The organism is Euzebyella marina (genome assembly GCF_014855515.1).
Classification (GTDB): Bacteria; Bacteroidota; Bacteroidia; order Flavobacteriales; family Flavobacteriaceae; genus Euzebyella; species Euzebyella marina.
On sequence record NZ_JACYFK010000004.1, the window covers coordinates 71,538 to 97,045 of the forward strand.

Here is a 25,508-nt window from a genome sequence, read left to right on the forward strand (position 1 = left end):
CTATAAATCATAAGAAAAATAGTCAGTTTCAACAGAAGTAACCCGCATAAATCAAATGAAAAAGAAAACAGTTCTCATTGTAATTTTGGTTTTAACCCTAATCTATATCGCGGTCATTACTATTGTGCCCAAGGTGCTGGATAAAAAGCATAACCAGACCCAACAAGAACCACCCTATACCATTTCTAACGAAGCCCTTGAATTTTATAATTCTTTGGATTTTGTTTCAGACCTGCATTGTGATGCCCTTTTGTGGAGTAGGGATTTGACCAAGAAAAACGATGTCGGTCATGTTGATTTCCCGAGAATGCAAGATGCGAATATGGCCTTGCAGGCTTTTACTATAGTTACCAAATCACCTGCGGGGCAAAACTTTTCAAAAAATTCTAGCGATTCTTTTGATAACATTACTTTGCTCAATATAGTACAGGGAAAACCTTTGAGTAACTGGAACAGCCTTTTTAAAAGGGCCGAATACCAGTGTCAAAAACTACGGGAATATGTCGACGATTTTGAGGGTAATTTTATCTTGGTCAAAAACCAAAAAGACTTCGAGCATCTTCTAAATCAGCGGAAAAACGATAGAAGAACGGTTGGCGGCTTTCTCGGTGTCGAAGGAGGTCATTGCCTTGAGGGAAATCTTCAAAATCTGGATAAGTTATATGAAGAAGGCCTACGAATGCTGGGGCCTACCCATTTTTTTGATAACGAATTGGGCGGTTCAGCACATGGTATTTCAGAAGAAGGGCTGACCGATTTTGGCCGTCAGGTAATCAATCGTATGAATGAGCTGGGCATGTTCATAGACTTGGCACATGCTGCGCCGGCCATGATAGACGATATTCTTTCGATGACCGATAGACCGTTAATTGTTTCCCATACAGGTGTGAAAGGTACCATGAACAATTCGAGAAACCTTTCTGACGAACATATAAAAAAGATTGCTAGGAACGGAGGATTGATAGGCATCGCATTTTTTAAGGGCGCCGTGAGTTCTCCTGAAATTCAAGGTATTGTTGATGCCATGAAGCATGTAAAAAGTATTGCCGGTATTGACTGTATTGCTTTAGGCTCCGATTATGATGGAAGTGCTACCATGCCTTTTGATGTTACGGGAATGCCCCTTCTGGTAGAAGAACTAATGGCACAGGGTTTTAGCGAGAACGAAATGAGGGCCATTTTGGGTGAAAATGTAAAAAGGTTCATGTTAGCGAATCTCAAATAAGGCCCACTACTATTCTTGAACACCAACGCCCAGTTTCATACGTTCGGCTTCCCAACCGTGATCAATATAATCCCATGAGAAATCTTCGCCATTAACCTTTATCTTCATGAAACCTTCTTTGGTATTGTGCCTTCTCCCTTTCCATCCGTTTCCGGCAATCGAACCACCGGTCAAAAAATGAACACGGTCATTTACAAAACCATACTCCTTCCAATGTATATGTCCCTGTAAAACCAACTTTAAATTATGCTCTTTAAAAATGTCAAAAACCTCGAAGGCATTATTTGCCGTTCTCGTGCCTTCTTTGCCATTTAACTGTGAAAAAGTACAGAGCATAGGTATATGCGTGGTAATGACAATTGGTATTTTGGTATCAATAGCATTAAGATGATTTCTTAACCAAGCCAGTTGGTCTTGGTGAAAAGAACCCTTGTACCTCTTATTATCGGTAACATCTAAAGAGTTCAGGGTAATGAAATGCCAACCCTTATGGTCAAAAGCATAATAGGTTTCGCCAAAATAGCGCTGCCACATACCATATTTATAATCAGGATGCGTTTCGTCTTCAGGGCTCTCTTCATAAATACCAAAAAGGTCGTGGTTACCTATACAGTTATAAACCGGCATTTTAAATCCTTTTGCCATTTGGGTATATAGCTTAAAAAGTGCATCGCTTTTTTCGTAGTCACCACGCATAACATCATAGACCAAATCTCCTCCCGTAATTACAAAATCAGGATTCAGTTCATTGGTTTTATCAATAGCCATTTGAAACCCCTTAGGGGCATTCATTTCAGGTTTGATGTGTATGTCGGTCATGAAGACAAATTCGAAAGAAGATTCATCTGTGGCAATGAGGGGCTCCTCTCCCCTAACGGAAAACGGGATCAAAGGCGTCGCTGCCGTTGCCAGGCCTGATTTAATTAAAAACTTTCTTCTGGTTAGTGACTCCTTTTTTTGTTCCATTCTAAAACTATTAGGGGTTAACTACATTTTCAGGTTTTCCTGCCAAGAAAGCTTCTAAATTCGATACGGCGGTTTGCATCAAACGCTTACGAGCTGCTTGCGAGGCCCAGGCGATGTGCGGAGTGATGATACAATTATCAAGCCCCAATAACGGATTATCGGCATTCAAAGGCTCACTGGAGGCTACATCAACTGCGGCATAGCTTATTTTCTTGCTAACAAGGGCGTTTTTTAAATCTTCTTCAACAACCAACGGCCCACGAGATGTATTGATAAACATGACCCCATCTTTCATTTTTTGTATCGAGTTCTCATTGATCAAGCCCTTGGTCTCATCAGTCAGTGGGCAGTGTAAACTTATTACATCGGCCTCTGCCAAAAGTTGGTCAAAATCAACGTATGAGCAGCCTTCCGGTTCGGGAGTTTTACTGCTTCCCGTCGTGATTACCCTCATGCCGAATGCAGCGGCCAACTTCGCCGTTGCCTGACCAATACTTCCGAAGCCGACCAAGCCCATCGTTTTGCCCTCTAGTTCGACTAAGGGATAGTTCCAAAAACAAAAATCATCGCTAGAACTCCAGTCGCCATTTTGAACGGCTCGATTATGTTCGCCTACATGATGGCACATTTCCAGTAAAAGGGCCATTGTCATTTGTGCTACGCCCTGTGTTCCGTAAGTGGGTACGTTCGTAACGGTAATACCGCGCTGTTTGGCATAATCGACATCGACCACATTGAAACCAGTGGCCAATACACCGATATATTTTAGAAGGGGCACCCTTCTAATGACCTCTTTTGGTAATGGCGTTTTATTGGTAAAGACATAGGCGGCGTCACTGATAGCTTCCACAATTTTATCAGTTTCGTTGGGTAATCTATCATACACTTTGAGATTTCCTAGATTTTTGAGTCCATCCCAATTCAAATCTCCTGGGTTCAGCGTATACCCATCAAGTACAATTATCTTCATTTGTGTTCAGCTACCTTTTAAACATCCATTTTTACAAATATAAGCTTTAAGAGGCACCTCATATTTCTGCTTTTTTGTCTTTTACCCCTAGTATCTTAACCTAGTTAAATAAAGGTGAATGCTATATTTGCTTTTAGCTAAATCACAATAAACCAAGCATGTTTCGAACCGGCCTACTTTCCACCTTATCGTTATTGTTTACAGTTATTACTGTCAATAGTCAAAATCGACCAATTGATAATGTTGACCCCTTTATTGGCACTGATTTTTTCGGCCATACCTATCCGGGGGCTGCCTTGCCCAACGCCATGGTTCATTTGAGCCCTGATATTCATACCGAAGGTTGGACGTACTGTGCGGGCTATGTCTATTCTGAAAGTTCAATTATGGGCTTTAGTCATACGCACTGGAGCGGTGTTGGAATGGTCAATGGAGGAGAAATTCTATTGATGCCCACGACCCATCAGAAACTACAAGTCGTTCCAGGTTCTCTTGAGAACCCTGATGCGGGATATCGTTCCCGGTTTAGTCATTCTGAAGAATCTGCCTCCCCGGGTTATTATTCGGTAATGCTAAAAGATTATAATGTAAAGGCAGAATTGACCTCAACGGAACGAGCTGGTTTTCACAGATACACCTTTCCAAAGTCAGAGACTTCAAGAATTATTTTAGATGTAGGCCATCAAATTGGAAATATGACTCAAGGTGAACTTTCAGAATTGAAAATTATTGATAATCATCGTATTGAAGGAGCTAAAGCGGCCGGTCTCGGAAAGGTGTATTTTGTGGCCGAATTCAGCAAGCCCTTTCTATACTACGGAACCTTTGATGCTTCTTATAAAACGCCTGAATCGGACGGGAGTATTTTCCCATACAAAAATGCCGAAGTGGGCGATAAAATTGGGGCGTTTGTTCAATATCATACCGAAGAAGATGAGGAAGTACTTGTAAAGGTCGGTATTTCATATACTAGTATAGAAGGAGCTAGAAAAAACTTGAAGGCTGAAATTCCTCATTGGAATTTTGACCAAACCAAAGAGCGGGCAGAAAATATCTGGAACAGCGAGTTATCGAAAGTTACTGTAAAAGGGGGCACTGAAGACCAAAAACAGATTTTCACCACTGCCCTATATCGCTCGTTATTGGCCCAGTACATTTCTCAAGATATCGATGGGAGCTATTTTGGTTCTGACGGTAAAGTTCACAAAGCTGACGGATTTAATTTTTATGGTTCGTTTTCATGTTGGGATACCTATAGAACCCAACACCCTTTAATGACCTTAATCGCCCCAGAACATGTAAACGACTATATCAAATCGATTGAGGAAAAAGTGAAAAATTACGGCTGGTTACCTGCACAGCACTTCTTGAACGTTTATGGCGAATCGATGGTGGGTGACCACCTAATACCCATAATCGTTGACGCTTACTTAAAGGGCTATCAAGATTTTGATGTTGAAATGCTTTACAAAGCCATGAGAAAAAAAGCGATGGAAACCCCAAAATCACCGATACCTAGAGAAGCGAGTCGCTCAGGTCTTGAATTTTATCTTGATAAGGGCTATGCTCCCATAGATAAGGTTACCGAAGCGGTGCCCAACACTTTAGAACTAGCTTATGATGATTGGTGTATTGCCCAGTTGGCCGAAGAACTGGGTAAAGAAAAAGACCATGAGATGTTTATCGAGAGGGCCTATAATTATAAAAATGTTTGGGATAAAAAGAGTCAATTTATGCGCCCTAGAAAAGCTGATGGGTCTTGGTTACCTAGCCTAGAAAACTCTACCCAGCAAATTGTGACTGAAGGTGAGCATAGTTATTACCAATATTTTGATCCGTTGCTTGTGGGCAGAAGGCCCAATCGTCATTATACCGAGTCGAATGCATGGCAATATGTTTGGTCGGTTCAGCATGATGTTCAAGGGTTAATCCACCTTTTCGGAAGCCGAGAAGAGTTTATCGGTAAACTGGATACTTTTTTTGAAATGTCGCCCATTATTACCCCACCAAAATATGTGGGGGTCGTTGGTACTATCGGTCAATATGTTCATGGTAACCAGCCTTCTCATCACGTTACCTATTTGTATAATTATGCTGGGCAACCATGGAAAACACAACAAAGGGCAAGGCAAGTCATGAATGAGTTTTACCGTATCGGCCCTGGCGGATTGTCCGGTAATGAAGATATGGGTTCTTTGTCATCTTGGTATATTCTCAGTGCCATGGGTATTTACCCAATGGCCCCCGGAAGTACGGTTTACACCATTGGTAGCCCCATTTTTGAGGAAGTACAATTAAACCTCGCAGAGGGTAAATCGTTTTCTATAAAGACCAAGAACAATTCTAAAGAAAACCAATACATACAATCTGCCACATTGAACGGGCAATCTTTCAATCAAACCTTTATCGATCATTCTCAAATCCTTAAAGGAGGCACTTTAGAGTTTACAATGGGGCCCAAACCCAATAAGGCGTGGGGAAGCAAAAATATCCCTCCCTCGATGAGTAAATAATCAGATCTCGTTCGAATACAAGAAGAAAATGCCTTTGGGAAAAGATTCTATGCAAACCAAATAAAATATAGGAAGCATAGGGCTGTTTTAATCGTTTCTTTTGTTTCAATTGATGGAAAATTATCCTAATCAATTTAAACAATTTAAACAACCCTATCAAACTGACCCATGCTAAACCGCCTGTATTTCATTTTTTTGTTGGTTCCGTTTCTATTCCTCTCATGTTATGATTCGAATGGGGATACCGAAAAATCAGCTACCCTACCTATTTATCAAGACACTCCCTACTTACAAGATTACAGTGTCAAATATTATTTTAACAGTTCGGTTTCGCCAAAAAAAGTGTTCGAAGACCGTAACGGTGTTGTTCAAGTCTTAGGCAAAAATGGTTTGTATCGCACTTCAGCAGGTCAATTTTTGGTTGATGGCACATTGATAGCTGACAATACCTACCGACCTTTAAAAGATAAAAGCCTGAATGGCATTTCTTTATTTCAAGATCAATTCGTCTATGTAGATGATAAAGCAGTTTTGAGCAACGCTTGGGCCGGTAACCTATTTCTCCCTCACGACCTTGAAAATGCCAATCTGCTGGAACCTGGTTCCAATTTTGATTTCCTAATAAGTGATGGGAAAGAACTGCAGTTTTTGTCAAAAGACAAAGCCCCTTGGAAAGGTACTGTTGAAGACGGCAACATCATACAAATAAGATACGGGCATGAAGCCAATGTTTTTTGGATTTTAGGAAAAAATTCGGTCTCTACGTTCGACGCATCGAACAATCAAATAAAGACAATCAAAATAAACAATGAGGCCACTTCTTTTGACGTGGTAGGTGCAAAGTTATACATAGGCACACAAAACGGTTATTTTACCGTAGACTCCGAACTTAACGGCAAACCTTCCGATTTGATCAACAAGCTTCCTGTGCCCTCAATTACATGGATCGAAAGCATAGATGAAGAAATCTGGTTCGGATCAGATGAGGGTGCCTACCGCATGGATATCGATGGTGATTTCAATTATTATTACGGTAAGCGGTGGTTACCGGGCAACAAGGTTGTTCATATTAGTAGCGGCCATGAAGGAAGAGTACATATTTTAACCGATAACGGCCTGGCACAAATTCATTTCGATCCCATGACCTTGGCCGATAAGGCCGCCTTTTACGAAAAGCAAGTACGAGACAGACACATACGTTTGGGCTTTAATGCCTCTCTGGTAGATTTAAAAAATGGTGATGTGAACTCGGGGCGATTAGATGATTCTGACAATGATGGATTATGGACGTCGATGTACTTGGCAAGTCAAGTTTACAGGTATAAGGTTACTGGCAATGAAGAAGCCCTGAAAAATTGTTATGAATCTATGGAAGCAATGGAACGATTGTTCACGATCAATGATGTCCCAGGTTTTCCCTCCCGCAGTTTTGAACGAAGCGGTTATATAGAAAGTCTTCATGATTCCGATCGATGGCAACATACAGATGACCCAGAGTGGGATTGGAAATCGACCACGAGCAGTGATGAAGCTATTGGCCATATTTTTGTTTACAGCGTCATGGCCGAATTATTGGAAAATGATTTAAGGGAAAGAGCCATAACCTTGATAGATACGCTCATGGGCCACATTGTCAAAAACGACTATTATCTCGTTGACTTTGATGGTAAACCCACCACTTGGGGTAAATGGAATCCTGAGTATGTCAATGCGCGGCCTATAATGGTAGGTGATAGAAAAATCAATTCATCGAATATCATTGCCATGCTTCAAACGGCCTATCATTTTACCCAAAAGGAAGTATATAAAGAAAAGGCATTCGACCTGATGAACAATCATGGTTATTTTGAAAATTTGATGAGACCTATGAGCGAGATTGGCAAAGCCCCTGAAGACGCCGATGATTGGAGCAAGATGCTTTCCGAAGGTTGGAACCACTCCGATGACGAGATGTATTTTCTTGGCTATTGGGGCTTGTACAGGTACGCGCTTAACGATACCCTAAAAACGAAATTCAAAGAATCTATTATTGACCACTGGGAGTCGGAAAGACCTGAAAAAGATGGGGCATGGAATTTACTCACTGCCGTATGCGAAACTCAAAACTTTGACCTAGACGAAGCCGCTTGGTATCTTCGGGAACATCCGATGGATATGCGCTCGTGGGATGTTAAGAATTCGCACCGGAAAGACCTTACTTTTATCGAACCTAATTTTAGGGATCAAACGACTGAAGAGGTACTACCGCCAGATGAGCGTCAAGTGCAACGCCACAATGCCAATATGTTCCGATTAGATAGAACAGGTGGCGATGGTTCAGAAGAATACTCCGCCGGCGACATTTGGCTTCTACCCTATTGGTTAGGGCGATATCTAGGTGTCATTAGTGAGCCAAGGCTGAACAAAGAATAATAAAGAAACCTTTTTTCATGCATTGCAAAAAGTTTTGTTTTCTAATTTTAATCGCATTTACCAATATCCATTCATGCAAGAAGATGGAGTTTAAAAAAGAAAGACAACTGACTACGGATCTCACCTACAACCACGATTTGGATAATAATGACAATTTTTCTCCAGATGATCAATGGTTGGTATATGATACAAGAACAGAGAAAGGCGGTATCGGGGGCAATGCCACAATAGAAAAGGTTCATGTTGCTACCGGCGAAAAAAAAGTGCTTTACCACCTAGATAAGAACACCGCATATGGCCCTGGGGTCGGTGCCGTGAGCTACAGCCATACCGAAAACAAAGTTGCTTTCATTCATGGTTTAATGAATTCTTCTAAAGACAACCCTTACGAGCAATGGCGGCGTACCGGGGTAATCATTGATGAGAACCAACTTAATGAGCCCATTTTTATGGATGCTAGGGATATTGAACTTCCCTTTACTCCAGGGGCACTTAGAGGTGGCACCCACCGCCATGAATGGAGTGGTGATGGAAAATTTATCGGGTTTACTTATAACGACGCCATCATGAAACAATTGGAAGATTCTACTGGTGCTATACTAAACCTGAGAACGATAGGTGTTTCCAAAGCGGAAAGTAAAGTAATCATAGACCCAGAAAACCCGGAAAACTTTTCAGGTGATTGGTTCAGTACATTGGTGGTCGAGGTGGTCCCTGAACCTCAACCCGGCAGTGACGAAATCAGTAGGGCTGCCGGCGATAGCTGGGTCGGAACTTATGGATACACCGACCGCAATGGAAAAAAGCAAAGGGCGCGCGGTTTTATCGGTACGGTAAAAAACTCCGATGGTCAGAATGTTGATGAAGTTTACATTGTTGACATACCGGAAGATATCACTTTATCATCTGAAAAAGGTTTGTTGCAGGGCACGGAATCAGATTTGCCCTCACCCCCCAAGGGTGCCTCTCAACGCCGGCTGACTTTTACCGCAAAAACCGAACAGCCCGGTTGCGAGGGTATCGTTCGATCATCTTTTGATGGGGCTTGGCTCGCTTACTTGGCTTATGACCAAAACCATATCAAACAGGTATTTTGTATATCACCTACCGGTGACCAAACCATCCAGGTCAGCTTTCATAAAAGCGATGTACAAAGCGGCGTACGCTGGCATTCAAGTGAACACAAAATAATCTATGTGCAAAATAATTCTGTTATTCAAAGAGACATACATTCTGAGGGTTTTGAGGTACTGACCGAACCTTCCGATAATGCCCCGACCAATCTTGTTTGGTCACACGATGGAAAAACTATTGCCTACAACAGATTGGTTGAAAATGAAGAAGGCATTTCAACCAAGCAAATTTATCTTTTAGAATTATAGAGCTACTTCTTGATTACCCAAACATCGGTCACCCGTGATTGTTTTCTCCAATTTAAATGTTCTTCGTCAGGTCTGTCAAAAGTAATTTTTAGATGACCATCACCGATTAATTTTTTGGGTAAAGGAAATTCTTTAAACTGCTCAAAACCCTTTTCATATTTAGTAGGTTTCAAGCGTTCTCCATTGGCTCTGAGAAGTGCTTCGCCATATCCTGCCACTCTAATTAGATAATTGGCTTCTGGGTCGAGGTCTTTATACTCTAAAATTGGTGAAAATTGAAAAAGTTGGGTAGATAATCTTTTACGGCTCATACCGTCGTTTTCCCAAAGATAATCTATGGCATCATCGGTTTCAGAAGTTACATGTTTTGCAGCTGCACTAGAAATGTTATCGTAGAAACTGCCATCTCCCGGGGTTTCATAGGTTCTTATGAAATCAAGACGGCCAATTTTTTTATTCTCTGTGGAAAGTTTTTTCACCTTTTCGAACTCATCTTCTAGCCACCATTTATTATTTAAAGGTATATCTAGAAAGTCAAGAACAGCACCACGTTCGGCACTTCGAGCCTGATACTTGGGCACGCTCATTTGAGAACCTATGCTCTGAAACAATGTTTCCCCATTCTCTTCAATTTTGCGACGCAGTTGTACCATTCTATCGGTGGTATCCCTTTGATTCAAAACCTTAATGGCGCTATCAATGGCAACGTCCGCACCCATAGTTCTTGATTCGGAAAGAACTTTATAAGCCTCGCTCTCCAATGCTGACTCGTTCACAAGCCTCAACTTTACATAAGCATCATAATAAGCCCGAAAAACAAGCTGTTGCCATCGCCAATTACCGGCTAATTCTGGGTATTTGTCCTCCAATTGTTTCCAAACTACCAGTGTGCTTTCAATACCGTCATTTTCAAGAATGGGCCCTGACCAATTTTTTTCCAAAGAGAAAATTCCATTGGCCGCTTCTTTTGCAACTTCAGAGCCAAAGAAAAACCGACAGTACTCTAAAACTATTTGGTGAATATCTTGTTCTGAATTCCAACCCAATTGACTCCACAAAACTTTGTTCACATCGTCATGTGACCCATCTGAATAGGTGATAAACCCGTTAGTTTTATCTACATCTTCCCTGAAATATTTGGCATATAATTCAGGTTGCGGATTGATGGGTTCACGACCCAACGTAAGGGCAAACGCTTGGTCCCACCGAATAGCGGGATAGTGACACCTCACGGTATGGGTTATATCGGGGTAAAAGCGATACTGATATTTTTGCGGAAGTTGCTCGCGCTCATAAGCAAGCGGTGGGCTACTCGGGCCATTTACCAAACCTTTTAACCAGTCCGGTTTTTCGGTTTGCAGATACTCAAAAAAGTAATCGACTTTTTCTTCGTTGAAGCCCTGTAATGACACCCAAATTCCTGCCTTTGGATGGTATTTTTTCAATACACTCGCCAAATCTTTTAGGTAGGGTATCAATACCGAAGGATGGTTTTCACCAGGGTCGCCCCCAGGAACAAAAACCCCGTTCAACTTTGGGCATCTGGCATAAAAGGCTTCCTGCTCCTTTAACCCATTTTCATGGGCATTCTCTTCCATTAAATCTTCGGGTGCCGGAGTCCATACCCAATAATCGACGCCGTACTTCTCACAAATCTCGCTCATTTTAACCTCCATCTGCTGAGGGTTCAATTTAAAATGCGGACTAGAATCCGGTTTTTGAAAAGGAATGTTTTCGAAACTGTTCGCCCCAAAAAGTATTTGCTCTCTAAAATGTTGATCAAATTGTTCTACAGACCAAGCATCCCAAGAATTTGCAGTGTTCCGGTAACCGAATTGATGTCCGCGAAGCGAATATTCGGGTGAGGAAGAAATGTTCAATGATTTCTCAATAGTTATTTTTCCCTCCGCCATTTGGGCAAGACGTAAAAGTTTTCCAACTCCATATAAAAGTCCGCGCTTATCTGCTCCGATAATCCATAATAAATCCTTTCCCTCCTCTTTTTGGTGCAAGAGCCTGAAGCCTTCATTCTTTAGGGTACTTTTTTCAGAACCTATAGTACTGTTATATTTTTCAATAAAGTCTTTATCGTTTTCGAGGCAAAGAAGAATAGAAGACTTAGAATTATCAAATTCAGAAGTAGCCCAATCTATTCGGGTTCGCCTTTCAACTTCCTCGATCAACACCTGAACTATAGTTTTGCCCATAGCATCATGTAATGAGTCGGAAACAATAATCGAAGCCTCCGAAAGGTCAAGAACAACTTCTTCGGGTTCATTACTGCAAGACATTAGCCAAACAAATACCAAACAGATTAGAAAAGTATATTTCACAGCCTTAAGATTTATTGCAACCGCTTGGAAGCAACTGACATAATTTAGGATAAATAAAATTACCTGAGGTTGCGGCCCCAGGTAATTCAGATAACTCAACTAACAAACAATTATATATACACTCTCGGATATATCGCCATTCAAATTACCAAGGTTGATCAACACCTTGTAAAACCCATGGTTTTGACCATGGAGTATCATTCTGTATGTAACCAGGAACATCATCGGTATGCTCGGTCTCTTCTAGATTATTGAGGGCACTGTAATAGTTATCACCATTTAGCGTACTATTCTCAGTAGGATACACAAAACGAACAGGTATGACGCTTGATCTTGCAAACGGACCTGGTTCTAAATCGGGTAAACCTGTTCTTCTCCAATCAAGATAAGCTTCGGAAGCCGAAGAAAAGTTTGCAATCCATTTTTGCTCCATAATCTGTTCTAGGGTACCTTCATAGGCTACGCCTTCGTTGTCGATGTAATCGGCGAACTCATCTTCCAATCCCCAAGTTTCAAGTGAGGCCTCTACACCTTTGTTATAGTTGCCTTCGGCATCGGTACCCCACCCTTTTAAGGCGGCCTCGGCTTTCAAGAAACAAAGCTCTGCATACGAGAATAAACGTGCCTTCAAATTTGGCCCTGACAATTCATTGAACATCGGGTTCATCAATGAAACATGAATATTGCCGCCACCCTGTACAGGGCTCGGATTCAAATTGTACGTATAAGGTTCGGTACCTTGGTTTGAAACCGGCAAGCCAACGTATACACTATTTGTATCAATCATGGTCAAACCGGCCTCTCTATCGGCATACCAGGTATCAGGACTATAAATTGCCAAATTTTTTGAGGCCAAAGAATCAGTATTAATGTATCGAAGACCATCTACAATTTCTAAAAAGGTAGAAGGTCCGGATGGCATATCGGCCGGGGCCACAACAGTAGTGGCAATCTCAACCGCATCGAACCAAATTGACATTCTGGGATCATCTAGCTCTTGTAACTTATAGGTCAAGGTAGTACATGGCTTCACCCTGGTAAAATTAGATGGTGTACCTGACAACCCATTACTTGGCTGCGAATCACTAGGGCTTATACCTAGGTAAGATACTGCACACTCCTCATCTACACTGTCAATAAGCGGAGAAGCCAACATACTTTGAACACCGGCACTGGCAAAACTAGGGTCTTTTTCAGAAAGTCTCATATAGTACCTTAGGGCTAATGAATTGGCATATTTGACCCATTTTTCGGCGTCACCCCCAAAGAAAATATCTTGAGAGGCACTGAATGTTTCCAAATTGCCCATATTATTACTCAACATTTGCGAAGCAGCTTCAAAGTCGGCTATTGAACCCTTGTATACTGATTCTTGAGAATCGTATTTGGGTAAATCGATACCATCTTCATCGGCACCACGCAATGCTTCTGAGTAAGGTACATCACCATAAAAATCGGTTAGCAAAGCAAAATTGTGAGCCCTGAGAATCATGGCTACCGCCTCATGAAAAATCAAGCCAGACTCTTGTGAGCGCTCCAAAGCCAATTTGGCAGTTCTTAAATTGTTGTAATAATCTTCCCAACCGTCGCCTTCCCAATTATAATCGTTGGTGGCCCAAGAATCTTTTTGAATGTACTGCACGTAGGCAGCCAAAGGGTCGCTATAGCCCTTTTGACCAACATCCATGGCCGTATTGACCATGACGTCGGTAAGCAAGAAGCTGGGGTTACCCTCTTCTAAGTTGACCCCGTTCGGGTTGATGTTTCTTTCGGTGATATCGTCATCACAGGAAGTAATCACCAAAGCACCTACCATCAGGGTCAAGTTCATAATTCTATTTAAAGTCTTCATAACTATATCTAATTTTTTATTGAATTGCCCTTATTTAAAACCCTACGCTCAATTTAAACCCGATTGGAACTGCCCAAGGGTTTACGTTAAACCTTTCAATACCTTGTTTGAACTGAATACCACTTCTACCCTGCTCACTAGATTCTGGTTGAAAAGCCATTTCAGGGTCGATACCTATATCGGCTTTGGTCCATAAAATGAGGTTTCTGCTGTAAAGTGAAATGGCCAAGTTTTGAAAACCAATCTGTTTGATGGTCTTGACCGGTACATTATAGGTCAATGAAATCTCCCTAAGTTTTACGTAATCGGCGTCAAAAGTGGCATTTCTTGTAAAATCCCAACCATAGTGATCTTGATATCTGGTGTAAATAGTTCCAGGGCCACCTAAGTTTTCTGCGGTTGCCACAAAATTTCCGTTCTCATCATATTCTCCTTGAACACCGGGCATAAACACACCATCGCTCAAAGTAATACCGCCATCTTCAACTGGAAAACCACCATCTTCGGCAGTTGGCCCACCGACTAGCACGTAGAACTCGCCATCTGGTGAAAGGTACTGATCGGCATTCTCTCTTAAATAGGCAGGCAAATCACCTACGTCACTGAAATTATGCAATTTATCAAGCCATCTCTGGGTGTGCATATCAGATTCACCGTAGCGGTGTGTTTGAGAAACAAATTGACCTCCTTTTCTCCAATCGAAATTCATTGAGAGCGTCCAGTTTTTATAAGAAGCGCTAGTGGTCATACCGATATTGAAGTCAGGATTAAAGTTTCCTATAATCGGAGCAACCCTATTACCATCTTCATCTTCTCTAGTTCTGTCGCTGCTTTCGAAACCTTCGTCATCAATGATAGGCCAACCAAAATAAGGCGAATTTGGGTCTTCGACACGTACCATCGCCGCATCGAAAATGTTACCGATTTCTTCACCCAACCAAGTAATGGCACCTCCTCTTGCATCGGTCCAAAGGGTGACCGAGTTCATGCCGTCGGCCAATTCCATTACTCGCGTACGGTTTCTGTTGAATACGAAATTCATGTCCCAATTCCAATCTTCATTGGCCAATATAGTAGCCCCGAAACCAGCCTCGATACCCTTACTGGTAATTAATCCGGCATTGATAAATTTAGAATTGTAACCAGAGGAAACAGGGGTGTTCACAGGAAATATCTGATCCTTGTTATCACTCTCATAATATGTAAAGTCGAAGCGAAGGCGGTTGCTGAAGAAAGCAAAATCGGCACCTGCTTCCCAAGAGTTTTGAGACTCTGGTTTTAACTCAGGATTTAATAGGTTTCCGGGTACCGAAAGTAAAGAACCGCCACCCCATGAATTGCCACTGTTCAAAATTGGAACCAGGTTATAGGGGTCGGTGTCATTACCTACTTCGGCGTAACCAGCTCTCAATTTTACCAAAGAGACCTCATTCCCCATATTGATGGCATTATTTACCAATAAACTCGCCGAAACGGATGGGTAGAAATAAGAGTTGTTGCTTTCAGGAAGTGTACTAGACCAATCGTTGCGGCCGGTAACATCTACGAAGAACGTATCCATGAAGCCAATACTTGCCAAACCATACAAACTATTTACCTGCTTTTCAGTTTGGTACGAAGTATAGTCCAAGTTCTCAGGAGAAATATTGCTTAGATTAAACAAGTTCGGAGTTAAAAGACCTTGGCCACTGTTTTTGGTGGCGTTGGTCACTTGCGATGTTCTATTTACCCTTCTGTTACCGCCGAAAGAGGCAGAAAAATCCCAATTATTCAACTTTTTCGCATAAGTCAACAAAAAGTCGATGTTGGTTTCGTTTCTGAAGATATCGGTAATGCCGTAAGCACCATTGATCTCATTGGTGTAACCATTGGAAACCTTGGTTTCACGAACCTCATTCACCTCATCAAAATTATAGCGAACCATACCTGAAAGGTCTTCGGTAATCTGCCAATCGGCCTTTACATTTCCGTAGAATCGATTTCTTTCAAAACCGTTATTGATTTCATTGGCCAAGAAATAAGGGTTGTTCCATTCCGTTTGCGTTGGGTCATCGCCGAACGCATAGGGCGAATTTTGCCTTAAGCCTTCGTAATCTGTCAACCAATAATCTTCTAGATCGCGAACGTCTATATGCGGTGCCAGCTCATACATGGCCTGAATCGGGTTGGCTCCCCTGTTTCCTGCCGGTCTGTTATCACTAGCCGTCTTGGTATAATTTAAGCTTGAGCTTACGGTAAAATTATCCAACAACTTCAATGAAGAATTCAAATTGATACTGTTCTTGCTCAAATCTGAGTTGGGGACAAACCCTTTGTTTTCCAAGTTGGTATAAGACAACCTATAATTTAACTTTTCAGTGTTGTCTTGAATTGAAATATTGTTGGTAGAGGTTATCGCCGTATTAAAGAAATTGGCCGCATTGTTATACGATTTCAACTCACGCGGAACTGGCACACCACTAGCAATTTCTTGTTCGGTATAAGGCCAATGAATCGCCCTGATGCCTTGATCTAAAGCAGGACCTGCCCATGCTGAAGAGGTCTCGCCAATTAAAATAGCGCCGTATTCGTTAGAAGGAAAGTTATCTTCTGTATAAGGTCTTGAACCTGCAGCGAATCTCGTATGAGTATCGAGATAACGATAAGGAATATCAAAAACAGTACTGGAGTTAATAGTAACCCCCATACCCTTTTTGGCCTTACCTGACTTGGTAGTAATAAGTACGACCCCATTACCTGCACGAGATCCATATAGGGCTGCCGCACTGGCTCCCTTAAGCACAGTCATACTTGCAATATCATCGGCATTGATGTCTGAAATAGCATTACCATAGTCTACACGGTTATCGCTACCGACGCCCCCAACGTTGTTTAAAGAGTTAAAAACAGGTACACCATCAATAACAAATAACGGTTGGTTATCACTTGATAAAGAGGTGGCCCCTCTTATTACCATACTTACAGAAGATCCGGGAGCTCCTGTACTATTGATGGCCACACCTGACACTTTACCCGAAAGGGCATTAAGGGCGTTTTCTTGCGGTACATTGTCCAAGGCATCGCCGTCGACTTCGCTCACCGAATACCCTAGAGATTTTTTCTCCCGAGAGATACCCAATGCAGTTACTACAACTTCATCCAAGGCCTCTGAACTGGCCTCTAGCGATACATTGATGGTATTTTGACTACCAACGGCAACTTCTTGGGTTGACATACCAATATAAGAGAATACCAAAACGGCATCGTTGCCAGGTACACTTATACTATAATTACCGTCAAAATCGGTACTTACCCCATTGATGGTTCCTTTGAGAACCACGGAAACCCCGGGCAAGAGCTCCCCGTCAGTACTGCTGACGACCCCAGTAATTTCCCTTTGTGCCATTACGCCGGTGGCGTAAAGGGCGAACAAAAGAAAAAAGAACAAATGGATTTTTGGTTTTTTCATTGTGGCTGAATTAGTTAATTAGGATTGTTTTTGATTTTGATGTTCCACTTTTGACACAAATCTATTTGATATTCGCTATTGAAACACATGGTATATTATTAATTACCTATGCTAATTTAACCTCAAAAAGAGCAATTTTATCATAAAAGAAAATAATGGTTAATATATCATTAATTATAAGTGAAAAACTATTATACTGAAAAGATATTGAGCCCTTTTCACAAGCCTCTATCCTCTATTTCCGGAAAGAAAATACCATCATTAATAAGATACCCCTATGTTCTCTCCCATCCTCTTGCAATTACCTATATAGATTAGTGTAGACTATGTGTTAATATTCCATATTAAAATTTGCCAAACCTTAATTAATGCAAAAGTCGAACAAGCTGAATTACTGATACCGGTATTGTACATATTTTAACTCAAATAGTCACTTATTAAAGGTTTACAGAGCCAAGTGGTCAATATTTAATGTGAATTGAATAAAATATAACAACTGTTTTGAAATTGATTGGTCTTTATTTGTAGTCAATCAAACTACCATCAAACATGCTTGCCGGAATCGATTATTTTATTGTGATAGCCTACATCGTAGGAATGTTGCTTTTAGGTCTGTACTTCAAGAAATTTGTCAATTCTTCCGAAGATTACTTTTTAGGAGGAAAAAGCCTTCCTTTTTGGGCGATAGGAATGTCCATCGTAGTCTCCGATATCGGTGCGCTTGATTTCGTGGGCGTTTCGGGCCAGGCCTATAGATACGGAGTATCGGTAGGTAATTTTGACTGGGTAGGTTCGGTACCTGCCATGTTATTGGCGGCATTTATATTCATTCCTTATTTTTGGAAAGGCGGAATGTATACCATACCGGAATACTTGGGGCGTCGATACAACAAATCGGTTCGCACCATTGCCTCAGCAACCTGGATCCTGTTTTTCGCCCTCGACCTTGGGGTCTTATTTTGGGCCAGTGCAGTTCTTCTAAATGTACTAATGGGCTGGCCTATATGGATTTCTATACTTTCAACCGCAGGGGTTGTAGGTCTCTATACGTATTTCGGCGGCATCACAGCGGTAATCATGACCGATGTGGTACAAATGATCATCATGTTCATTGGTGGGTTCGCTTTAGTATTTCTAGGATTACATGCCGTAGGTGGTTGGGACAACATGGTCGAAAAAATTGCTACTATGGGCCCTGAGTATCAGAGCCATTTCGATATTATTCAACCATCTGACACCTCGTCTCCCTTTCCGTGGACAGGTATCTTGTTCGGTCTTACCTTCGTTATGGCGAATGCTTATATGATCGGTAATCAATCTATTGTTCAGCGATGCTTGACCGCCAAGAATGAATGGCACGCCAAGGCTAGTATGATTTTTGGCTCTGCCTTAAAAATGTTTATACCCATATTGGTATTGTTTCCAGGGTTAATGGCCGTTGTTGTACATCCTGATTTGGCCGATGGCGATCAAGCGTTGCCCATGATGATCAAAAGTATCTTGCCTCCAGGGTTGGTCGGCCTCATGTTCGCTGCGTTTTTTGCAGGTCTAATGTCCAGTGTCGATTCACTATTAAACTCAACCGCCACTTTGTTTACTAAAGATATTTATGAGCCTTTCATTAAAAAAGGAGCTAGCGACAAACACTATCTAAAAGTCGGACAAATAACTACGCTTGCCCTACTCGTATTTGGGGTTGCAACTTCACCTATCAGTAGTGACTTCCCTGGTATTTATGTGGCAATTCAAACCTTTATGTCATACTTTCAAGGTCCGTTGTTTGCCATTCTTTTATTGGGAATTTTTTGGAAAAGAACCACACAATGGGGCGGCCTTTCGGCATTGGTTATCGGTATTGCCTTTGCCGTATTCCTAAATGTTTTTAAGGAGCAATTCTTTCATATTGAAGATCCGTTTCTCTATATCTCTTGGTGGTCTTTCTTAGTGGCTTTTATCATCAATATTACGGTAAGCCTATTGACCAAGAAGCATAGTGAGGAAAGGTTAAAAGGACTGGTGTTCAGCTCTAAAATTGTAATGAAAACAAAAACTGTATAGATATGCTAAATTTCGACTGGGCTTCTGACATCCCTCAGGAAACCGCCAAAATGATATTTTTCGGTTTGTACCTGGTTATCGGTGCTTTCGTAATGTTGCTACCTAACGAGTATATCTATGAAGGGGTACCGAAAGAAGAGAGATTTTGGTACAACAATCTTAAAATATGGTCGGCCGTTGTACTCGGTATTCTGGCCACCGTCTACTATCTCTTTTAACAAACAATTGAATTTGTTATGAATAAAATCGAAATAACCAATAAACTAAAAACGGCAAAAATCAACCAAGCTTTGGGTGTTTTTATAGCCCTATTTGGGCTCATTGTAATTTTTGCCATGATTTTTACCGAAACTTTTGTTCAACAAATGACCGATTTGGTTGCCGGACTTATATTATTGGGTATCGGGGGTGGTATGATCTGGAAATCTAAACTGACCCAAATCAAACTTAATGCTCAAGAAAGGTTCGAATAGTATGAAGTATTTTCATTTAGAACTTTTAGATAATTGGAAAATTAGTTCATCTTCAGATATTTCAGAATCTGGTAAAGAGCTATCCTTCAACCCCGTATTGAGTAAAAGTTGGTTATCATGTTCGGTGCCTACCACCGTTCTTGGAGCTCTGGTAAAAAACAAGGTTTACGAACAACCCTATTTCGGTAAGAATTTAAAGGAAATACCAACAGACCAATTTCAAGTACCTTGGTGGTATTGCAAGCAATTTCATCTTACAGAAGAACAGTCAGGTTTATTTGGAGAATTGATATTCGAAGGAATCAATTATAAAGCAAATGTTTGGCTAAATAGCCATTTGGTTGCCAATATCAATCAAATAGATGGCGCATATAAGATTACCTCGTTTCCTGTGACTTCCTATTTAGAAGATGGCGAAAATATGTTGGCAATTGAGGTGATTCCTCCCCAACCGGGAGATTTTAGCACTGGCTTTGTCGATTGGAATCCGGCCCCTCCAGACGGTAACATGGGTATATTTCGACCTGTTAAGTTAAAATTGCACGGGGGAGCACTTATTGAACGCCCATTCGTTAAAACCCATTTAGAAAATTACGAAGGTACCGTTGCCGAATTGACAATTACAACCGATGTACACAACCGTACCAAAAACAAGGTTTCCGGTGTAATAGTAGGGTCAATTGGAAATCTAAAATTTTCGAAGTCAGTAACGCTAAAACCTCATTCGCATCAACTGGTCGAAATTGATTCACAACAAGTACCGGAGTTGCGTATGGAAAATCCTAGACTATGGTGGCCACTTGGTCTTGGTGAGCCAAACCTGTACCACTTACAAATCGAATTTTTGGTCAATGATGAACTTTGGAGCCAGACCGAAACACGTTTTGGAATACGGAGCACCGCTGATTATTGGGTGGATGATATTCATAGAGGGTTCAAAATCAATGGCCGAAAACTTTTAATCAAAGGTGCTGGATGGACGGATGATCTTTTGCTCATGGATACCCATGAAAAATTGGAAGCTCAAATACAGTATGTAAAGCAGATGAACCTCAATTGTATTCGGTTAGAGGGTTTTTGGGGAACTGACCAAAAAATATATGACCTCTGTGACGAACATGGTATTTTGATCATGGCGGGATGGAGCTGTCATTGGGAACATGAAATACATATGGGCGTACCCGTAAGTGAAAGATTCGGTGCCGTTTACAAAAAAGACGATATCGACCATGTGGCCAAAGCATGGGAAGACCAAATTATATGGTTGCGCAATCATCCGAGTATTTTTGTTTGGACCGTGGCCAGTGATAAAGTACCCATTACCGAACTTGAAGAAAAATATATCGAAAGCTTTACTAAGTATGATACTACTCGACCTTATTTGAATTCAACAGGGGGTGTCGGAAGTGACCAGCATGTGATCGGTAGTGAAGATGTGGTGAGTGAAATTAGCGGCTCTTCAGGGGTGAAAATGCTTGGCCCTTACGCATATACGGCACCGGTTTATTGGTACACTGACGTTAATTTTGGTGGGGCTTATGGCTTTAATACAGAAACAGGGCCAGGAGCTCAGGTTCCAGTGCTTCAAAGCATTCAGAAGTTCATTCCCGAAGAAAAGTTGTGGCCGATTAGCGAGGTATGGAATTACCATTGCGGCCGATATGAATTTGCCGATTTGAGCCGGTTTAATGAGGCCATCGAACAGCGATACGGTCTCCCCGAAAATATTTATGACTTCGATAAAAAGGCTCAAGCATTAAATTACGAATTAATGCGGCCTATGTTCGAAGCTTTTCGCGTCAATAAATCTAAAACGACGGGCATCATACAATGGATGCTCAATGCTGCATGGCCTAAAATGTATTGGCAAGTGTATGATTATTACCTAGTGCCCACAGGTGCGTTCTATGCCGTTCAAAAAGCCTGTTCAAGCCTTCAGATAATCTACAACTATGGTAATCATCACATCTATGTGGTCAATGATGAATTGAAACCTTCTCAAGAATTGATGGCACAGGTTCGGGTGTATGACATAAATTCGAACCTTTTGTTCAGTGCCCGCAGAACTCTAAATGCTCAGGCAGACTCTTCAGAATACATTATGAGATTAGAGGAAATACAAGGCCTGACGACTACTTACTTTCTTGACCTTCGATTATTCGACACCCATGGCAATCAATTGAACACCAATTTTTATTGGCTATCGACCCAAGAAGAACTATTGGATTATAAGGCCAATTTGGGCGAGTTCGCCTTTCATACCCCTAGCAAGCAATATGCTGATTTGACCCTACTCAAAAAATTGCCACAGGTAAATTTAGATGCTAGGTACACTATAGAAGAATCAAACGGCGAATTGATAGCAGAAGTTCTCATTGAAAACAGAAATGATGAAATAGCATTTTTAATCTGTGCCCAATTGGTCGATGAAAATGAAGAACTTATAGTTCCGGTTTTTTGGAATGACAACTATATAAGCTTATTACCACATGAGAAAAGGGTTTTAAAAACCAGGTTCAAACAGGATGGGGAAGCAAAAGTGAAAGTTTCAGGGTGGAATACGAATATTGAGCAATCCGTTAAAATTGCTGATACCAATCAAGTAGAACAGAATATCTAGATAGAGTACCAAAAATGGAAAAACTAGCAATTTTAGGAGGACCTCCAATGAGGGATACCGTAAAAAACCCGTGGCCGAAATGGCCTGTTTGGGGAAAAGAGGAAGAAGTGGCCCTTCTCGAAGTTTTGAACAGCGGGGTCTGGTCGTATAACGGACCTAAAGAAACGGAATTCAACAAACGGTTCGCCGAGTTCACCGGTACCGATTATAGCATTTGTACCGTTAACGGAACCGTTACTTTACAAATAGCCCTTGAAGCTCTAGAAATTGGTCTTGGAGATGAAGTAATTATTCCTGGTCTTACATGGCAGGCGACTGCCGCTACCGTCATTGACGTAAATGCAACACCCGTAATAGTTGATGTTTTAGAAGACACTTGGTGCATTGACCCCGAAGCTATTAAAAAAGCCATTACGCCTAAAACAAAAGCGATTGTACCCGTGCACCTTTATGGTGCTTTTGCCGATATGGATGCCATATTGAAAATCGCAAAAGAACATGATTTGTACATTATAGAAGATTGTGCCCACAAACACGGCGGAGAATGGAAGGGAAAAAAAGCCGGCAGTATTGGCGATATAGGCAGTTTCAGTTTCCAGTTATCTAAACACCTCACCGCTGGTGAAGGTGGTGCGGTAACAACGAACAATCCTAAATTGGCCGAAAGATTAGATGCCCTACGTAATTGTGGCAGAAGGCCTAAAGGCAGCCTCAACAGCGGAGACAAAGGCATTGGTGACTATGGCGATGATGGCAATTTTTTACAATCGGGCAATTTAAGAATTACTGAATTTCAGGCAGCGATTTTGCTTGAAGGCCTTAAACGGTTACCGGACCAAAACAGGAATAGAGATGACAACGGAGCTTATTTGAACGATTTGCTTTCTAAAATTCCCGGTTTAACACCTTTAAAGCGCGACATAAGAGAAACTAAAAAGGCCTATTTCAATTTTGCATTTAGGTATGACAAGAAAGCATTCAAAGATTTACCCATAAGTAGGTTTCGCGAAGCATTACAGGCTGAACTCAATATAGTTGTCGATGCTTGTTATGAGCCATTGAACAATTGTTCGCTGTACGTGCCTCATACGAAGCCTGCCCGACATAAATTGAACGATGCCTATTGGTCAGCTATTGACCCCAAAAAGATTTCCCTACCAGTTTGTGAACGCCTTTTTGAACATGAATCGGTGTGTTTACACCATAAAATCTTGATGGGTGACAAAAGTGATATGGATTTGATTGCAGACGCTATCGAAAAAATTTATCAGCACGTTGACGATTTGATGTAATTTCAAACATGAATTCTTTTATATCCGTTCTACTACTCACCTTACATCTTGGTCTTTTTAGCCAAGAGCCTGCCAATCTACCTAAAAAAGGAATTTGTGCCCATAGAGGGGCTACTGAAAATCATCCTGAAAATACGATTCCCGCTTTTGAGGAAGCCAGCAGGTTAGGCGCCCAGATGATTGAATTCGACGTACAATTGACTAAAGATGGTTACATGGTAGTGATTCATGACGATAATGTTGACCGAACTACCAATGGCTCGGGTCTTGTCGAAAAAATGACCTTGGCCGATATAAAAAAATTGGATGCCGGTTCTTGGAAATCGGAGAAATTCAAAGAAACAAGAATTCCGACACTCAAGGAAGCTCTTCAAGTAATGCCTACCAATGTTTGGCTCAATGTACACTTAAAAGGTGGGCAAGAATTAGGAAAGAAGGTAGCTGACCAAATCATAGAATCGGGAAGACAGTTTCAAGCTATCATTGCCTGTGGAAAAAAAGCTGCAAGAGGTGTAATGTCGGTCGACACCACCTTGAGAATGTGTAATATGGAAAGAACCTCTTCCCGAAAAATCTATGTTCAAGAAACCATTCAAATGGGCTATGGCCATATTCAACTGAAAAAATCGCGCGAACATGAGCACCTTGCAAAAGATGTGAAAGACTTAAAATCCAACAGGGTTTCAATCAACTATTTTGATGCCAATTCCGTTGAAGAAATGCAATTTCTGTTTGCTGCAGGAATCGATTTTATTCTTACGGATAAACTAGCACTTCTTTTGGAGGCCTACTCGGTGGAAGAAACTTCGAAATAAAACATTCCGAACTATGAAGAAGATTAAAATTGCGCTTATTGGAGCAGGCTATATCGCCGAATATCATATTCGCGCACTTCAGAAAATAGATGCTATAGAAATAGCGGCAATCGTGGCACGAACTGAAAAAAGTGCTCAGGCTTTTGCCAATAAATATAAAATAGAAAATGCCTTTACGCGTATTGAACCTATTCTTCAAGACCCTTCAATAGAAGCTGTTGTCTTAAGTACGCCCAATTCGCTTCATGCGCCTCATTCTATAGAATTCTTAAAAAACGGCAAAGATGTATTTATCGAGAAACCTTTGGCCACTACCGCAGGCGAGGTAGAAGAGATAAGAAAAGCCTCTGAAGGCACAAAAAAATTGGTGATGGTCGGCCATATGTGGAGGTTTGATGAAGAGGCCCAATACCTTAAAAAAACAATTGAATCGGGAAAACTCGGACCGATTTTCAAAACCAAAGGCTATGGCATTCATGTCAATTGGGGGCCTAGCGGTTGGTTCTCAGACCAGCAACTTGCCGGTGGCGGTGCTTTGGCCGATATGGGCGTACATGCCATCGATACGGTAAGATTTCTTCTGAACGACCCAAAACCAGTGAAGGTATACGCTCGCATATCCACTCGATTTGGTGACTATGATGTTGATGATACTGGTATAATAGTTATTACTTGGGAAAATGGAACTGAGAGTATTATCGAAAGTGGTTGGTGGCATCCGCATATGGATGGTCCGGAAGCCAGCACAGCCCTATTCGGCACCCAAGGTTATGCCAACCTATTCCCTACCGAGTTAAAATTAAAAAACGGGGAATCTATGGAAACCATTTCACCCCAATTTCCTACAAAAGAAGAACACTGCGACCAGAAAATTTACGACAAGCAAATGGCCTATTTCATAGAGTGCGTTAAAACCCGCACCCAACCTGTTCCCGGTCTCGAAGAAGGGCAAGTCGTCTTAAAAATTGTCGATGCAGCTTATGCGTCCTCAACATCTGGAAATGCTATCGATTTATAAAAACATAAAGGGCATAAGCGATTAACCAAATCCCTTTAGTAAATAAGATAAGGACCTTAACGTTTTTCTTTCCCGAGATGCCATAAATCTATCACCCTCTATTAGAACTGGTTATTCAACCCAACTTTTCA

Annotated in this window: 16 protein-coding genes; 11 read left to right on the forward strand and 5 right to left on the reverse strand. The window is 41.4% G+C overall.

Features of this window, described 5'->3' with window-relative positions; translation table 11 throughout:
• The first annotated feature begins 55 nt into the window (after positions 1-55).
• The gene (locus tag IL356_RS16235; RefSeq protein ID WP_121849631.1) at positions 56-1,225 is read left to right on the forward strand and encodes a dipeptidase; all 1,170 of its coding nucleotides are present in this window, start codon (positions 56-58) and stop codon (positions 1,223-1,225) included.
• A gap of 9 nt (positions 1,226-1,234) precedes the next feature.
• Here the strand turns inward: IL356_RS16235 and IL356_RS16240 are convergent, their stop codons facing one another.
• Both IL356_RS16240 and IL356_RS16245 read right to left on the reverse strand, forming a co-directional pair.
• Complete coding sequence (locus IL356_RS16240) at positions 1,235-2,191, reverse strand: metallophosphoesterase family protein (protein ID WP_121849632.1); 957 nt, start codon at positions 2,189-2,191, stop codon at positions 1,235-1,237.
• A gap of 10 nt (positions 2,192-2,201) precedes the next feature.
• On the reverse strand, positions 2,202-3,161 hold the full coding sequence (locus tag IL356_RS16245) for a D-2-hydroxyacid dehydrogenase (RefSeq protein ID WP_121849633.1): 960 nt from the start codon (positions 3,159-3,161) through the stop codon (positions 2,202-2,204).
• A gap of 158 nt (positions 3,162-3,319) precedes the next feature.
• Between IL356_RS16245 and IL356_RS16250 the strand changes: the two genes are divergently transcribed.
• The 3 genes from IL356_RS16250 (at position 3,320) to IL356_RS16260 (ending at position 9,468) form a co-directional block, all read left to right on the forward strand.
• Positions 3,320-5,674 (forward strand): GH92 family glycosyl hydrolase, encoded by a 2,355-nt coding sequence (locus tag IL356_RS16250; RefSeq protein WP_121849634.1) that lies wholly within the window; start codon positions 3,320-3,322, stop codon positions 5,672-5,674.
• 168 nt (positions 5,675-5,842) lie between these two features.
• Complete coding sequence (locus IL356_RS16255; RefSeq protein ID WP_121849635.1) at positions 5,843-8,086, forward strand: ligand-binding sensor domain-containing protein; 2,244 nt, start codon at positions 5,843-5,845, stop codon at positions 8,084-8,086.
• An 83-nt stretch (positions 8,087-8,169) separates the two neighbouring features.
• Positions 8,170-9,468: a DUF3748 domain-containing protein gene (locus IL356_RS16260; RefSeq protein ID WP_121849636.1), complete on the forward strand. Its 1,299-nt coding sequence runs from the start codon at positions 8,170-8,172 to the stop codon at positions 9,466-9,468.
• A gap of 2 nt (positions 9,469-9,470) precedes the next feature.
• Here IL356_RS16260 and IL356_RS16265 read toward each other — a convergent pair whose 3' ends face one another.
• The 3 genes from IL356_RS16265 to IL356_RS16275 all read right to left on the reverse strand — a co-directional run bounded on the left by IL356_RS16265 (position 9,471) and on the right by IL356_RS16275 (position 17,101).
• Positions 9,471-11,801, reverse strand: a complete 2,331-nt coding sequence (locus tag IL356_RS16265) for a hypothetical protein (RefSeq protein ID WP_205601254.1) — start codon at positions 11,799-11,801, stop codon at positions 9,471-9,473.
• A gap of 145 nt (positions 11,802-11,946) precedes the next feature.
• Positions 11,947-13,653 (reverse strand): SusD/RagB family nutrient-binding outer membrane lipoprotein, encoded by a 1,707-nt coding sequence (locus IL356_RS16270; RefSeq protein ID WP_121849638.1) that lies wholly within the window; start codon positions 13,651-13,653, stop codon positions 11,947-11,949.
• Between the two features lie 34 nt (positions 13,654-13,687).
• Entirely contained in the window at positions 13,688-17,101 is a 3,414-nt protein-coding gene (locus tag IL356_RS16275) for a SusC/RagA family TonB-linked outer membrane protein (protein WP_121849639.1), read from the reverse strand.
• A gap of 549 nt (positions 17,102-17,650) precedes the next feature.
• On the opposite strand from IL356_RS16275, the gene IL356_RS16280 reads away from it, so the two are divergent.
• Genes IL356_RS16280 through IL356_RS16310 form a run of 7 tightly spaced genes read left to right on the forward strand, consistent with a single transcriptional unit; the run spans position 17,651 to position 25,377 of the window.
• Positions 17,651-19,159 (forward strand): sodium:solute symporter family protein, encoded by a 1,509-nt coding sequence (locus IL356_RS16280; protein ID WP_121849640.1) that lies wholly within the window; start codon positions 17,651-17,653, stop codon positions 19,157-19,159.
• Positions 19,160-19,161: 2 nt separating this feature from the next.
• On the forward strand, positions 19,162-19,377 hold the full coding sequence (locus tag IL356_RS16285; protein WP_121849641.1) for a hypothetical protein: 216 nt from the start codon (positions 19,162-19,164) through the stop codon (positions 19,375-19,377).
• A gap of 18 nt (positions 19,378-19,395) precedes the next feature.
• Positions 19,396-19,632 carry a manganese efflux pump gene (locus IL356_RS16290; RefSeq protein WP_121849642.1) on the forward strand — a complete coding sequence of 79 codons (237 nt, stop codon included), beginning with the start codon at positions 19,396-19,398 and terminating at the stop codon, positions 19,630-19,632.
• A complete protein-coding gene (locus tag IL356_RS16295) occupies positions 19,610-22,252 on the forward strand; it encodes a glycoside hydrolase family 2 protein (RefSeq protein ID WP_121849643.1) in 2,643 nt (880 codons plus the stop codon). The genes IL356_RS16290 and IL356_RS16295 overlap by 23 nt, the downstream gene beginning before the upstream one ends.
• Positions 22,253-22,266: 14 nt before the next feature.
• On the forward strand, positions 22,267-23,544 hold the full coding sequence (locus IL356_RS16300; protein WP_121849644.1) for a DegT/DnrJ/EryC1/StrS family aminotransferase: 1,278 nt from the start codon (positions 22,267-22,269) through the stop codon (positions 23,542-23,544).
• Positions 23,545-23,552: 8 nt separating this feature from the next.
• Entirely contained in the window at positions 23,553-24,359 is an 807-nt protein-coding gene (locus IL356_RS16305) for a glycerophosphodiester phosphodiesterase (RefSeq protein ID WP_121849645.1), read from the forward strand.
• A 13-nt stretch (positions 24,360-24,372) separates the two neighbouring features.
• On the forward strand, positions 24,373-25,377 hold the full coding sequence (locus tag IL356_RS16310; protein WP_121849646.1) for a Gfo/Idh/MocA family protein: 1,005 nt from the start codon (positions 24,373-24,375) through the stop codon (positions 25,375-25,377).
• Positions 25,378-25,508 lie beyond the last annotated feature (131 nt).

What these genes read in the sequence shown, in the direction of transcription:
- IL356_RS16250 (WP_121849634.1), top strand. Translation starts at nt 3,320, where the DNA reads ATGTTTCGAACCGGCCTACTTTCCACCTTATCGTTATTGTTTACAGTT.
- IL356_RS16280 (WP_121849640.1), top strand. Translation starts at nt 17,651, where the DNA reads ATGCTTGCCGGAATCGATTATTTTATTGTGATAGCCTACATCGTAGGA.
- IL356_RS16310 (WP_121849646.1), top strand. Translation starts at nt 24,373, where the DNA reads ATGAAGAAGATTAAAATTGCGCTTATTGGAGCAGGCTATATCGCCGAA.
- IL356_RS16285 (WP_121849641.1), top strand. Translation starts at nt 19,162, where the DNA reads ATGCTAAATTTCGACTGGGCTTCTGACATCCCTCAGGAAACCGCCAAA.
- IL356_RS16270 (WP_121849638.1), bottom strand. Translation starts at nt 13,653, where the DNA reads ATGAAGACTTTAAATAGAATTATGAACTTGACCCTGATGGTAGGTGCT.
- IL356_RS16235 (WP_121849631.1), top strand. Translation starts at nt 56, where the DNA reads ATGAAAAAGAAAACAGTTCTCATTGTAATTTTGGTTTTAACCCTAATC.
- IL356_RS16240 (WP_121849632.1), bottom strand. Translation starts at nt 2,191, where the DNA reads ATGGAACAAAAAAAGGAGTCACTAACCAGAAGAAAGTTTTTAATTAAA.
- IL356_RS16300 (WP_121849644.1), top strand. Translation starts at nt 22,267, where the DNA reads ATGGAAAAACTAGCAATTTTAGGAGGACCTCCAATGAGGGATACCGTA.
- IL356_RS16305 (WP_121849645.1), top strand. Translation starts at nt 23,553, where the DNA reads ATGAATTCTTTTATATCCGTTCTACTACTCACCTTACATCTTGGTCTT.
- IL356_RS16260 (WP_121849636.1), top strand. Translation starts at nt 8,170, where the DNA reads ATGGAGTTTAAAAAAGAAAGACAACTGACTACGGATCTCACCTACAAC.
- IL356_RS16290 (WP_121849642.1), top strand. Translation starts at nt 19,396, where the DNA reads ATGAATAAAATCGAAATAACCAATAAACTAAAAACGGCAAAAATCAAC.
- IL356_RS16295 (WP_121849643.1), top strand. Translation starts at nt 19,610, where the DNA reads ATGCTCAAGAAAGGTTCGAATAGTATGAAGTATTTTCATTTAGAACTT.
- IL356_RS16255 (WP_121849635.1), top strand. Translation starts at nt 5,843, where the DNA reads ATGCTAAACCGCCTGTATTTCATTTTTTTGTTGGTTCCGTTTCTATTC.
- IL356_RS16275 (WP_121849639.1), bottom strand. Translation starts at nt 17,101, where the DNA reads ATGAAAAAACCAAAAATCCATTTGTTCTTTTTTCTTTTGTTCGCCCTT.
- IL356_RS16245 (WP_121849633.1), bottom strand. Translation starts at nt 3,161, where the DNA reads ATGAAGATAATTGTACTTGATGGGTATACGCTGAACCCAGGAGATTTG.